Below are 12,464 nucleotides of genomic sequence, written 5' to 3'. Positions count from 1 at the left end.
GCCGTGTCGCCGCCACCGCTTCTGGTAGCTCGGGTCCGCTTTTTATCCCGACGAAGAGCCAGGAAGAACCCATAGCGGGACGACCGCCATACTCTCGGGAACCCGCGAAGGAGGTGTCGCCCGGTGGCGAACCCGCCCGTGCCCACGACGACGAGCCGGCTGGCGGTGTGGGCGCTGTTCACGCTGGCCGTCGCCGAGGTCGTGCGCACCGCGCTCGCGATGGGCCGCTACGAGCACGGGATCGAATCGGTGACGCACGGCAACACCGACCCGGTCACACCCGCCCTGTACCTCTATTTCCTCGTGGACCACTTCCTTCCCCACGGCGTGGAACCGTCCACAGTGGCCAAGCAGGCGTGGCTCGCCGCTGCCCTGGTCGCCGGGGCCACCTTCGTAGCCTGGCTGTACGACGCGTCCCGGACGGCCCAACGGATCGACGACACGTCGGCGTGGGCACCCCGGTGGGCGGTGGCCGGCTGGTTCGTCCCGTTCGCCAACCTGGCCATCCCGTACCTTGTCGTCCGCGACGTGCACTCCGCCAGCGGCCCGCGGTCAACGGTCGACCGGATCAGCCTCGGCGAACAGCAAGAGGTGCGCAGCGGTCCGCTGCCCGACACCACCGGCGCACTGCCGGGTACCGGCGGCGCACTGCCCGGCGCAGGCGGCCCGGGGTGGGATTCGCGGCCGCGCCGGGCGATCCGGCCAGATCCGGACCGCCGCGTCCGGATCGGTCGCTGGTGGACGCTCGTCCTCGTCACCCTCGCGTTCGCGGTGCTGCGGTGGCTCTACGAGCGGGCTACCGCGAACGGTGGCTCCCTGCACGGGACCCAGGTGGACATGCGGTTCGTGGCCTATCCCTTGTGGACCATCACCACCATCCTGTTCGTGAGAACGGTCAATCGCAGCGTGCGCGTCATCAGAGAGGTCCGTCTGGGCCTAGGTCGTCACCCGCGAGTCGTGGGTGGCGCGGACCTTGTCCCATAGGGCCGTGCGTTCCGCGGGCGTCACGTCGTCCAGGCCTAGGCCGAACAGGCCTGCGAGCATCGCCCACCATTCCTCCCGGTTGGTGACGTCGCGGCGGGCGACGCCGGTCGCGGTGACCGTTGTCAGGGTCAGGCCGCGGAGGATGTCGGCGCCGGCCGCGTGGCGGCGTTGGGCCGTCAGCGTGCGGACGAAGCCGGACTCCGGCGACGTGGACAGCTCGACGTGCTTGGCCGCGAAGTCGGCGGGCTTGGCTTCGGCGTCGCGGAAGTCCATGCCGACGAAGGCGCCGAACGGGGCGTGGGTCAGGCGCCAGCCGTCGGGCTCGACCACCGACCTGCCCAGGTCGAACATGTAAGGCCCCTGCCGGATCGGGCCTGGTGTCAAGGGAACCGGCTCGTGCAGGCCGTCGCCCAGGCCCACGTCGGCGAACCAGACGCCGGCCGGGCAGTCTGGTGTCGGCAGGCCGTGCACCGTCAGCACCAGGTGGTTGCCGTTGGCACCGACCGGCTCGGTGGCCGCGTGGCCCTGGACGCCGCCCAGGTGCCAGCGCACGTCGTAGCCCAGCTCCGTGAGCAGCGCGGACATGCCGCCGTTGAGGTGGTAGCAGTAGCCGCCTCGGCCCAGGCGCGCGATCCGGTCGGCGGACTCGACCGGGTCGACGGTCGTGGTGCGGCCGAGCTGGATGTCGAACGTGGTGTAGGCGATGCGCTCGGCATGGGCGCGGTGCAGTGTGGCGAGGGCGGCGGCGCTCGGCGGCTCCGCACGCAGGCCCAGCCGGCGGAGGTAGGCGGACACGTCGATCATGTCGCTGACGCTAACGCGAGGGTATGACGTTTTTCTGTCCTGTGCCGCACGCATCCCGGGCGGTGCGCCGGGTATGCGGCAGGCGTGGGGGCCGGGCCGAGGCGTCTGATCGCCCGACTGTCGGAAGCCCTTGGCGGGCCGGTCCGGGCCCGCGTCATCGTGCTGTTGGCCCTGGTGCTGGCGCTGAACTCGGCCGACAGCGGGACGATCGGAGCGGTCGGCGCGCCGCTGGAGGCCGACCTCGGCATCTCGCACGCTCAGCTCGGCCTCTTCGCGACCGTCTCGTCCGGGGTCGGCGCCGTCGCCGCCCCGATAGCCGGCGTGCTCGCCGACCGGACCGCCCGGGTCCGGCTGCTCGCGACCGCGATCGCCGTCTGGGGCATCTCGATGGTGGTCGGTGGTCTGGCGCCGGACTACCTCTGGCTGCTGCTGTCCCGAATCACCCTCGGCGCCGCGGTGGCCGCCTCGGGTCCGATCGTCGCGTCGCTGATCGGCGACCTCTTCCCGGCGGGCGAACGAGCGAAGATCTACGGCTGGGTACTCACCGGCGAGTTGGTCGGCGCCGGCCTGGCCCTGCTGATCGGCGGCGACATCGCGGCCTGGCTGTCCTGGCGGGCACCCTTCCTCGGTCTCGCGGTGCTCAGCCTCGGGTTGGCGGCCGCCCTGTGGCGCCTGATGCCAGAACCCAGCCGCACCGGCACAAGCCGGTTGCCACCCGCCGCGGGCTTACACAGAAGACAGGCCCACGGCCACGAGCAGACGCCGGAGCACGGCCAAAAGCACACCCCGGACGATGAACGGCGCCTGGCGCGAGACCACGATCCGGAACAACCAGCGGACCACGACCGAGAGCAGACGCCAGACCACGACCGCGAACAGCCGCCCGACCCCAGCCGCGGACAGGCCGCGGACCATGACCGGCGCCTGACGCGCGACCACGACCGCGAGCAACCAGCGGACCACGACCGAGAGCGAACGCCAGACTCCAGCCGGGAACACACCGCGAGCCTTGGGCGGGAGCGGGCGCCGGGCCATGGCCCGGGACGGGCCGTGGGCCAGCGGGAGCCCGACCGCGACCTGGAGCAAGAGGCCGACCGCGGGCGGGAGGCGGTGCTTGACGGCGGCGTGTCGCCCGATCCCGATCGGGTGCTGCGCGACGACGCGAACGCCATGACCTTTTGGCAGGCCGCTCGGTTCGTGCTTCGCATTCGTACCGTGCGGACGTTGATCATCGCTACCGCTGTCGGCTACTTCTTCTTCGCGGGGCTGCGGACCTTCGCATTGATCTTCGCTCTCGACCGCTACGGGCTGTCGCAGGGCCTGGTCAGCCTGGTGATCATTCCGATCGGTCTGGGTGCGGTGGCCGGCACCCTGTTCGGCGGTCGGCTGACCGACCTCGCTTTACGCCGTCGCCACACGCGGGCGCGGGTCACGGTGCCGGCGGTCGCGTACTCGGCGGCTGCTCTGTTCTTCCTGCCCGGCCTCATCGTCGCCGACATCTGGGTGTCGATCGCCTTCTTCACCCTCGGCGCCTGTTGCCTGGCCGCCGCCAACCCGCCGCTGGGCGCCGCCCGGCTCGACATCGTGCCGGCGTCGCTGTGGGGCCGCGCGGAGAGCGTGCGGACCGTCCTCCAGCTCGCCGCCGAAGCGGCCGGTCCGATCGCCTTCGGCTTCGTCGCGGACGAGCTCGGTGGCGCGGCCGGACGCGGCGGCGGGCTGCGCGCCGCGTTCCTCATCATGCTGGTGCCGCTGCTGCTCAACGGCCTGCTGCTGCTCAGAGCCCGCCGCACCTACCGCACCGATGTGGCGACCGCCGCCGCGGCCCGCCCGGCTACCACCGAGGCCACCATGCCGCGCTGACCGCCCAACCCGAAAGGTCAGCGGGCCGCGCTGATCGCGGACCCGAGCCGTTCCAGCGCCTCCTCGAACAGATCCGGCGCCAGGTGGCCGAACCCCACCCGGAACACCCGGTCCGACTCGAAGAACCACGACCCGCGCCCCACCCGTACGTCGAGGGCCGGCAGCGCAGCGTAAAAGCGCTCCACCGACACCGAAGGCCGCAACCGCAAGCAACAGAGCGCACCGGCGTCCGGTCGCAGCAGCTCCACCGACGGCACCCCGGACGCCCACGACGTCAAAGTGGCCAGGGCCGAAGTCAAACCCACCCGTCGCGAGCCCAGCACCTCGTCCCGCTGTCGCAACACTTCCAACGCCAACGCCTCGTCCACGCCCGAGCCGGTGAGCAGCGTCGTGAACTTGGCGCGGCGCAGGCGTTCGTAAAGGACTGGCGACGCGGTCAGCCAGCCGACCCGCAGACCCGGCGCCCCATAGGCCTTCGACAGCGACGAGCACGTCACCACCGACGGACCGAGGGACGCGGCCGACGGTGCCGGCACACCGTCGTACGCGCCGTCCCGGTACGTCTCGTCCACCAGCACCACCGCGTCCGGGGCCACCGCCGCCACCCCGGCCACGAGGTCGGCCAGGTCGCGCTCGGCCATCCGTACGCCGGACGGGTTCTGGGGTGACGCGACCGAGACCAGCCGGGTCGAGGGGCGCACGGCCGCCAGGACGGCCGCCACGTCGAGCCGGTAGCCCGAGTCGAACGACAGCGGCACCGTGGTCACCTCGGCCCGCAGCGACGTCAGCACCGACACCGCCGGCGGGAAGCACGGTGTCGTCACCACCGCGTGGTCGCCGGCCTCGCAGGTGACGAGACCGAGCAGGAACATCCCCGCGACACCCCCGGGTGTCAGCAGCACCTGGTCGGGGTCGACCCCCACGTCCTTGGCCAGGACGGTACGCAACGCCGGAGAGCCGGGCGTCGTCCCGTACCCGAGCGAAAGGTCCGCCGGCATCGGCAGCGAGCTGAGCAGCAGCGGCGGGCTCGTGCTCTCCGCCAGGTCGTAGACGCACGGCGAGTCGACGAGGTCGGACATCGGCGTAGGCGGAAAGCGCTCCATCCCACGATGGTGACCACCCGCGGAGCACCACGGGCAGAGCCAATCGGCGCCCGGTGGCCCGGTCGGCGACCCGTGGTGACCGCTCACCGCTGCGCGCCGGCCGCGAGCTTCGACATGCGGCCCGTCCATGATCGCCTTACATTGAGAACGATTCATGCGGCAGGAGGCACCCCATGGCCCTGTTATCCGCTCTCGATCGTGAGCACACCGTCGCACCACCGGGGTTCAGCAGGTGGCTGATTCCCCCCGCGGCCCTTGCCGTGCACCTGTGCATCGGCCAGGCGTACGCCACCAGCGTCTACAAGAACTCGTTCGTCGCGCACTTCGGCTCGAGCCAGACCGCGATCGGCATCATCTTCAGCATCGCGATCGTGATGCTCGGCCTGTCGGCCGCGGTCGCCGGCACCTGGGTCGAGAACAACGGGCCGCGCAAGGCGATGTTCGTCTCGGCCTCCTTCTGGGCCACCGGCTTCCTGGTCAGCGCCCTCGGCATCGCGACCAAACAGCTCTGGCTCGTCTACCTCGGGTACGGGGTGATCGGCGGCATCGGCCTCGGCATCGGCTACATCTCCCCCGTCTCGACCCTGATCAAGTGGTTCCCGGACCGGCCGGGCCTCGCGACCGGGCTGGCCATCATGGGCTTCGGCGGCGGCGCGCTGATCGCCGGCCCGGCCTCCCGCCAGCTCCTGTCGTTCTATGACGCGGGCTACGACCCCAACGTGAGCTCCTCGGTCGCGTCCGGCGGCGCGCTCGTGGCGCTCTTCCTCACGCTCGGCATCGGGTACTTCCTGATCATGATGTTCGGGGTGTTCAACGTGCGGGTGCCGGCGGAGGGTTGGCGGCCGGCCGGCTTCGACCCGGCCACGGTCGCGGCGAAACCCCTGGTCACGACCGCCAGCGTGTCGGCCGCCAACGCGATCAAGACGCGCGCGTTCTGGCTGCTCTGGATCGTGCTGTTCTGCAACGTGACCGCCGGCATCGGCATCCTGGAGCAGGCCAGCCCGATGATCCAGGACTTCTTCCGGGAGGGTACGACGTCGACCGTCGCCGTCTCCGCGGCGGCCGGCTTCGTGGGCGTGCTCTCGCTGTTCAACATGGCCGGCCGGTTCGCCTGGTCGTCCACCTCGGACCTCATCGGCCGCAAGCCGATCTACATGGTCTACCTCGGCGTCGGCATGGTGCTCTACACCTTGCTGGCCGCGGTCGGGCACACCGCGACCGCGCTGTTCGTGCTGCTCGCCGGCGTGATTCTGTCGTTCTACGGCGGCGGGTTCGCGACCGTGCCGGCGTACCTGCGTGACCTGTTCGGCACCTATCAGGTCGGCGCGATCCACGGCCGGCTGCTGACCGCCTGGTCGGCGGCGGGCGTGGCCGGGCCGCTGATCATCAATGGCTTCCTCGACGCGCAGGGCAAGCCGGGCTCGTTGACCGCCGAGGCGTACCGGCCGGCGCTGTTCACGATGGTCGGTGTGCTTGCGATCGGGTTCCTGGCCAACCTGCTGATCCGGCCGGTGCCGGAGCAATATCACGAACCCAGGCAGGCCGAGGCGGCCGAGCCGGTGAAGGAGGCGGCGGCATGAGCGGACGACTGGTCGTGTCCTGGACGCTCGTCGCGATCCTGCTCGGCTACGGGGTGGTGGAGACCGTGATCACCGCGGTCAAGCTGTTCCAGTGACCGGAGGCGGCGTCGGCTTGGGCAGGTAGGTGCCGCGGGCGACCGCGACCAGCGTGCGGAGGCCGACGCCGCCGACCAGCAGGGTGATGGCGCCGAGGACCAACCAGGTCAGCGCGCGGTGCCCGGCCGGCCGGCCGACGTTGATCCAGGTGATGGTGGCGTTGGCGACGACGGCGTAGGCGAAGGTGAAGGCCCAGAAGCCGGGGCTGAACTTCAGGCGCAGGAACGCCGGCAGGAAGCGGAACTGTGCGATCACCAACAGGACGCCGTAGCCGGCGAGGAGGGCGGCGAAGGCGTCGATCCGGGATCCGTTGAGCGCGAAGTACGCCACGCTGGCGACCGCCGCCGGCGCCGCCTCGATGGCCAGGGTCGGAAACAGGGGTGGTGGCAGCAACGGATTGACGAACAGCCGGTTCATGATGATCGACCCCAGCACCAGCCAGCAGATCGCGCCGAGGCCGAACAGGAACTCGCCGAGCCGGCGCTGGCCGACCCCGGTCGCCGCGATCGACGCGACGAACCCGCCTGCGACGGTGGGCAGGAAGTAACCCGGATGGATCTTCCCGGCCTCGATCGGCCCGTAGATCCACTGTCCGGTGATCCAGCCGCCGTAGAGCACGGTCAGGCCGATGAAGACGTCGACCACCACCACGGCCGCCGTGTGCGCCCGGGGTTGCAGGCCGAGGACGGCCAGCAGCAGGGGTGTGATCAGCGCGAGCGAGATGAACGGCGAGAAGATGTTGTCGGTCAGGTCGGCGCGCACGGACCGGGGGCGCCGGAAGTAGAGCACGCAGCACAACACCCAGACGGCGCCGGCGAGGACCAGCAAGGCGTCGGTCACGCCGCGCGGCGAGATGCCGTACCCGTGCGCCGTGGACCACGCCCCCGCCAGGCCGGTCAACCCGAACGCCGTGCTGAAGAGGTTTGCTGGCATTTTGACCGGGCCTGCCACGTTTGCGAGGTTACCGGTTCGGGGTTTCCTCACGTGGCAGCATCCGGCATCCTCGATGGACGGTCGAGCAGCCGCCGGTCAGCGCTTGCGGATGAGGGTGACGCCGTCGCGCACGGGCAGCATGGCGACGCTGACGCGCGGGTCCGCGACGACGCGATCGTTGATCTCGCGGATCGCGAGGTCGGCCTCGCCGGTGGCCGTCGGGTCGATGACCCGCCCGCCGCGCAGCACGTTGTCGAGCACGATCAGCCCGCCCTGGCGCAACCGGGTGACCAGCTCCTCGTAGTACGCGGGGTAGCCCGGCTTGTCGGCGTCGATGAAGGCGAAGTCGATGTTCTCCTCGGCCGGCAGCGCCCGCAGCGTCTCGAGCGCCGGCGCGATCCGCAGGTCGATCCGGTCGGCGACGCCGGCCCGGTCCCAGTAGCGCCGCGCGATCGAGGTCCACTCCTCGCTCACGTCGCAGGCCAGCAGCGAGCCGCCCGGCGCCAGCCCGCGGGCGATGCAGATCGAGGAGTAGCCGGTGAACACACCCACCTCGACCGCGCGGGTGGCGCCGACGAGCTGGACCAGCATGGTCAGCAGCTCACCCTCGTCGTGCGAGATCTGCATGCCGGCCGCGTCGGGAAACGCGCGGGTGGTCTCGATCGCGAGCTCGCGCAGCAGGTTGTCGGCCGGCGAGGAGTGGGCAAGCAGGTAGTCACTGATGGCTGGGCTGGTGATGTCGGGCATGATCTCCAGCCTAGATCGTGCGGGGCCGAGGGTGACAGGATGAGGCGGTTATGAAGATCAACGTTGAACAGGTCACCGACCGGATCGCCGGGCACGGTGAGGGTCCGGCGTGGGACGCCGCGACCGGCCGCCTGCGCTGGGTCGACATGCTGGCCGGCGACATGCTCGCGCTCGATCCCGAGAGCGGCGCGGTCACGCGTACCCCCGTCTCGTCCGTGGTCTGCGCCATCCGCCCGCGCCGCGCGGGCGGCCTCGTGCTGGCCGTCGAACGCGGTTTCGCGCTGCTCGACGCGGGCTCGGACGGGCCGAGGATCCTGCCCGAGCTGTGGCCCGCCGGTCCGGTCCGCATGAACGACGGCGGCTGCGACCCCCAGGGCCGGTTCTACTGCGGCTCGATGGCGACCGACGAGTCGAAGGGCGCCGGCAAGCTCTATCGGCTGGACCCGGACCTGACCGTGACCGTCGTGCTGGAAGACGTGACCATCTCCAACGGGCTGGCCTGGTCGCAGGACGGCGGGACCGCCTACTACGTCGACTCCGGCACGCAACGGATCGACCTGTTCAACGGCGATCTCTCCGACCGGCGCCCGTTCGTGACCGTGCCCGCCGAGGTCGGCACCCCCGACGGGCTGTGCCTCGACGCCGAGGGCGGCGTCTGGGTGGCGCTCTGGGACGGCGCCGCCGTGCACCGCTACGGTCCCGACGGCACGCTCGACGCGGTCGTCGAGATGCCGGTGGGCCGCCCGACCGCCTGCGCGTTCGGCGGCCCGGACCTGACCGACCTCTACATCACCACGTCGCGTCCGTCGGACGACGACCCGGCGCCCAGCGGTGCCCTGTTCCGCGCCCGGCCGGGCGTTTCCGGTTTCGCGGACTACGGTTTCGCCGGATGACCGGGCACCTCGGCGACTTCGGCCGGCCGCACGGCACCGTTCCGCCCCGGGCCGCGCTGCACAGCGACGCGCCGTCGATCGACCTGTCCGGGGCATGGCGGTTCCGGCTGTCCCCCACCGCGACCGGCCTGGACGAGTTCTGGGCCGTCGACTACGACGACTCCGGCTGGGACGCGCTGCCCGTGCCGTCGAGCTGGCCCATGCACGGGTACGGGCAGCCGGCATACACCAACATCACCTATCCGTTCCCGGTCGACCCGCCGCACGTGCCGACCGAGAACCCGACCGGCGACCACCGCCGCGTCGTCGAGGTGCCCGCCGGCTGGGCCGGGCAGCGGGTGCTGCTGCGCTTCGAGGGCGTCGACTCGCACGGGCGGGTCTGGGTCAACGGCGCCGAGGTCGGCTCGACCCAGGGCAGCCGGCTCACCCACGAGTTCGACGTGACCGCGCACCTGCGGCCCGGCGAGGCCAACCTCGTCGCGGTGCGGGTGCACCAGTGGTCGGCCGGCAGCTACCTCGAAGACCAGGACATGTGGTGGCTGCCCGGCATCTTCCGCGCCGTCACGCTGGAGGTGCGACCGGCGGGCGGGATCGACGACCTGTTCGTGCACGCGTCGTACGACGGCGGGCGCGGCACGCTCCGGGTCGACGCGCCGGAGGGCGCGCTGCTGACGGTGCCGGAGCTCGGGCTGCAGAACGTCGCCGTCAACACCGACCACGCGCTCGACACGGTCGCACCCTGGACACCCGAGACACCCACGTTGTACGAGGCAACGGTGTCGACCGGGTCCGAGTCGGTCGTGCTGCGGATCGGCTTCCGCACCGTCGCGGTCGTCGACGGCCTGCTGACCGCCAACGGCCAGCGGATCTTCTTCCGCGGCGTCAACCGGCACGAGTTCCACCCCGACCTGGGCCGGGTCGTGCCGCAGGACGTGGTCCGCGCGGAGCTCGAGCTGATGAAGACCCACCACGTCAACGCGATCCGGACCAGCCACTATCCGCCCGACGCCGCCGTGCTCGACCTCTGCGACGAGCTCGGCTTCTGGGTCCTGGTGGAGAACGACTTCGAGACGCACGGCTTCGAGCAGAACGGCTGGCGGGACAACCCCACCGACGATCCACGGTGGACGGACGCGTTGGTCGACCGGATGCGGCGCACGGTGCACCGCGACAGGAACCACCCGAGTGTCGTGATGTGGTCCCTGGGCAACGAGGCCGGCGTGGGCCGCAACCTCGCGTCGATGGCGGCCGTGGCGCGCGAGCTCGACCCTGACCGGCCGCTGCACTACGAGGGCGACCGCTCGTGCGAGCACACCGATGTGCACAGCCGGATGTACGCGACGCCGGACGACGTGGCCGAGATCGGTGCCGCGCCCGACGGGCTGCCGTTCGTGCTGTGCGAGTACGCGCACGCGATGGGCAACGGCCCGGGTCTGCTGAGCACCTACCGCGAGCTGTTCGAGCGCTACCCGCGCTGCCAGGGCGGCTTCATCTGGGAGTGGCTCGACCACGGCATCCGAAGGGGCAACCACTTCGCGTACGGCGGCGACTTCGGCGAGCCGGTGCACGACGGCAACTTCGTCATCGACGGCCTGGTCTTCCCGGACCGCACCCCGTCGCCAGGACTGACCGAGCTCGGCGCCGTCTTCGCGCCGGTCCGGCTCGTGCCGGAGGGCGACAAGCTGACCGTCCGCAACGGCTACGACCACCGCGACCTGACCGGCGTCACCCTCGACTGGACGATCGAGGTGGACGGGACGACGGTCGCCGCCGGTTCCCAAGCGGCGCCCTCTCTCGAACCGGCCGCGTCGGCCCCGATGGCCCCGCCGGACGCCGTCCTTCCCGCGGGCAAGGGCGAGGCCTGGCTGACCGTGACCGCTCGGCTGGGGGGCACGACCGTCGGTGCCGGCCAGCTCCTGCTGCGCGAGGCGGCGCCGCGCCCGCCGCGGACCGGTCGACGGCCCGCGGGTTCCGCCCTCGGCCCGGCCCGGTTCCGCGACGGCGAGCTGGTCTCGCTCGGCGACCTGACGCTGCGCGGCCCACGCCTGGACGTGTGGCGGGCGCCGATCGACAACGACGAGCTCGGTCCCGACCCGGTCGCCGCCCGGTGGCGGGCAGCCGGCCTGCACCGGATGACGCACCGGGTGCTGGAGGTCGCGGGCACCACCGACGCCCTCGTCGTCACCAGCCGGGTCGCGCCGGCCGGCAGTGACCGGGCCTTGCTGGCGACCTCCTCCTGGACGGCCGACGACGACGCGGTCACGCTCGCCCTGCACGTCGAGCCGGCCGGCGACTGGTCGTTCCCCCTCCCCCGCGCCGGCGTGTCCATGGCGATCCCGGGCCGCCTCGGAGAGGTGGAATGGTTCGGCGGTGGGCCGGGCGAGGCCTATGTGGACTCGCACGCCGCGGCGCTGGTCGGCCGTTATGCGTCCACGGTGGACGGGCTGCACACCCCTTATGTGCGGCCGCAGGAGAACGGCAACCGGACCAGGGTGCGGCAGGCCTCGTTCACCGACCCGACCGGTGCCGGCCTGGAGATCACCGGGCATCCGACGTTCGAGCTGACCGCCCGCCGGTGGAGCACGGCCGAGCTGACCGCGGCCCGGCACACCGACGACCTCGCGCCGGGTCGCGACGTGCATCTCCACCTCGACCACGGCCACCACGGGCTGGGCACGGCCGCCTGCGGCCCGCCGCCGGCGCCCGAGGCCTGGCTGCGCGCCGAGCCGTTCGACCTGATGGTCACCCTGCGCGCGATCTGATCCTCCGCCGGGCCGCCCACGGGTGGCCGGCGGATGCATCATGTGGGCATGGAAGACGACGACCGTGTGGTGTTCACCGACGACGAGGCCGCCTTCCTGCGGCACGCCCGGTTCGGCGAGCTGCCGCCCAGGGTGCTCCCCGACGAGCTGGTCGAGCTTCAGGAGACCGAGCCCCGCCCTCTCCGGCCCGACCACCACCCCGACGACGACGCCTGGCGGTCGTCCTAGGTCACCACGTCCTGCCGGCCTGCTCCTGCAGCGTCCGGTTGATCCGGTTGAAGAAGTTGGTCAGCGCGATCTCCGTGACGATCGCCGACAGCTGCGCCTCGTCGAAGTGGGCGGCCGCCGCGTCCCAGACCTCGTCGGTCACGCCCGGTGCACCGTCCTGGATCCGGGTCGCGGCCTCGGCCAGCGCGAGCGCCGCCCGCTCCGCCTCGGTGAACAGCGCGGTCTCGCGCCACGCGACCACGCTGTGCAGGCGCTCGTCGGTCTCGCCGTGCTGTTTCGCCGACGCGACACCGGCGTACACGCACGGGCTGCAGCCGTTGATCTGACTGGCCCGCAGGTGGACCAGCTCGAGCACGAGCGGGTCGGCGCCACCGGCGTGGATCGCCTTGACGAGCTGCTGGATCGCGCTGACGACGGCCGGATCGCTCCGGCTCTTCATGCGTGCTGGCACGGGTTTCCCCCTGATCGGTTACC

The 12,464-nt window shown here is 71.7% G+C and carries 11 protein-coding genes; 6 read left to right on the top strand and 5 right to left on the bottom strand.

Annotated features, from left to right (window positions below; all coding sequences use genetic code 11):
* The first annotated feature begins 123 nt into the window (after positions 1 to 123).
* Positions 124 to 984, top strand: a complete 861-nt coding sequence (locus tag AB0J88_RS08525; RefSeq protein ID WP_364347001.1) for a DUF4328 domain-containing protein — start codon at positions 124 to 126, stop codon at positions 982 to 984.
* Here AB0J88_RS08525 and AB0J88_RS08520 read toward each other — a convergent pair.
* On the bottom strand, positions 937 to 1,788 hold the full coding sequence (locus AB0J88_RS08520) for an arylamine N-acetyltransferase (protein ID WP_364347003.1): 852 nt from the start codon (positions 1,786 to 1,788) through the stop codon (positions 937 to 939). The two genes, AB0J88_RS08525 and AB0J88_RS08520, sit on opposite strands and share 48 nt — an antisense overlap.
* 84 nt (positions 1,789 to 1,872) lie before the next feature.
* Here AB0J88_RS08520 and AB0J88_RS08515 point away from each other — a divergent pair, with 84 nt between their 5' ends.
* Positions 1,873 to 3,648 (top strand): MFS transporter, encoded by a 1,776-nt coding sequence (locus AB0J88_RS08515; protein ID WP_364347005.1) that lies wholly within the window; start codon positions 1,873 to 1,875, stop codon positions 3,646 to 3,648.
* Positions 3,649 to 3,665: 17 nt separating this feature from the next.
* Here the strand turns inward: AB0J88_RS08515 and AB0J88_RS08510 are convergent, their stop codons facing one another.
* Complete coding sequence (locus tag AB0J88_RS08510) at positions 3,666 to 4,751, bottom strand: pyridoxal phosphate-dependent aminotransferase (RefSeq protein WP_364347007.1); 1,086 nt, start codon at positions 4,749 to 4,751, stop codon at positions 3,666 to 3,668.
* Between the two features lie 179 nt (positions 4,752 to 4,930).
* Here AB0J88_RS08510 and AB0J88_RS08505 point away from each other — a divergent pair, with 179 nt between their 5' ends.
* On the top strand, positions 4,931 to 6,331 hold the full coding sequence (locus tag AB0J88_RS08505) for an OFA family MFS transporter (RefSeq protein WP_364347553.1): 1,401 nt from the start codon (positions 4,931 to 4,933) through the stop codon (positions 6,329 to 6,331).
* Positions 6,332 to 6,409: 78 nt separating this feature from the next.
* Here the strand turns inward: AB0J88_RS08505 and AB0J88_RS08500 are convergent, their stop codons facing one another.
* Both AB0J88_RS08500 and AB0J88_RS08495 read right to left on the bottom strand, forming a co-directional pair.
* Positions 6,410 to 7,378 carry a hypothetical protein gene (locus tag AB0J88_RS08500; RefSeq protein WP_364737837.1) on the bottom strand — a complete coding sequence of 323 codons (969 nt, stop codon included), beginning with the start codon at positions 7,376 to 7,378 and terminating at the stop codon, positions 6,410 to 6,412.
* A 78-nt stretch (positions 7,379 to 7,456) separates the two neighbouring features.
* Positions 7,457 to 8,107 (bottom strand): class I SAM-dependent methyltransferase, encoded by a 651-nt coding sequence (locus tag AB0J88_RS08495; protein WP_364347011.1) that lies wholly within the window; start codon positions 8,105 to 8,107, stop codon positions 7,457 to 7,459.
* 50 nt (positions 8,108 to 8,157) lie between these two features.
* Between AB0J88_RS08495 and AB0J88_RS08490 the strand changes: the two genes are divergently transcribed.
* The 3 genes from AB0J88_RS08490 to AB0J88_RS08480 are packed head-to-tail and all read left to right on the top strand — an operon-like array spanning position 8,158 to position 11,990.
* A complete protein-coding gene (locus AB0J88_RS08490) occupies positions 8,158 to 9,000 on the top strand; it encodes an SMP-30/gluconolactonase/LRE family protein (protein WP_364347013.1) in 843 nt (280 codons plus the stop codon).
* Positions 8,997 to 11,762: a glycoside hydrolase family 2 TIM barrel-domain containing protein gene (locus AB0J88_RS08485; RefSeq protein ID WP_364347015.1), complete on the top strand. Its 2,766-nt coding sequence runs from the start codon at positions 8,997 to 8,999 to the stop codon at positions 11,760 to 11,762. The genes AB0J88_RS08490 and AB0J88_RS08485 overlap by 4 nt, the downstream gene beginning before the upstream one ends.
* Before the next feature lie 48 nt (positions 11,763 to 11,810).
* Positions 11,811 to 11,990: a hypothetical protein gene (locus tag AB0J88_RS08480; protein ID WP_364347017.1), complete on the top strand. Its 180-nt coding sequence runs from the start codon at positions 11,811 to 11,813 to the stop codon at positions 11,988 to 11,990.
* 1 nt (position 11,991) lies between these two features.
* Here AB0J88_RS08480 and AB0J88_RS08475 read toward each other — a convergent pair whose 3' ends face one another.
* Positions 11,992 to 12,429, bottom strand: coding sequence for a carboxymuconolactone decarboxylase family protein (locus tag AB0J88_RS08475; protein ID WP_364347556.1), 438 nt, complete (start codon positions 12,427 to 12,429; stop codon positions 11,992 to 11,994).
* Positions 12,430 to 12,464: the final 35 nt, after the last annotated feature.

Origin of the sequence: Asanoa sp. NPDC049475, from assembly GCF_040676915.1 — a bacterium.
In the GTDB taxonomy this organism is placed as follows: domain Bacteria; phylum Actinomycetota; class Actinomycetes; order Mycobacteriales; family Micromonosporaceae; genus Asanoa.
The sequence above is the reverse complement of the archived record's forward strand: the minus strand, read 5'-3'. Positions and strand labels throughout refer to the sequence as shown.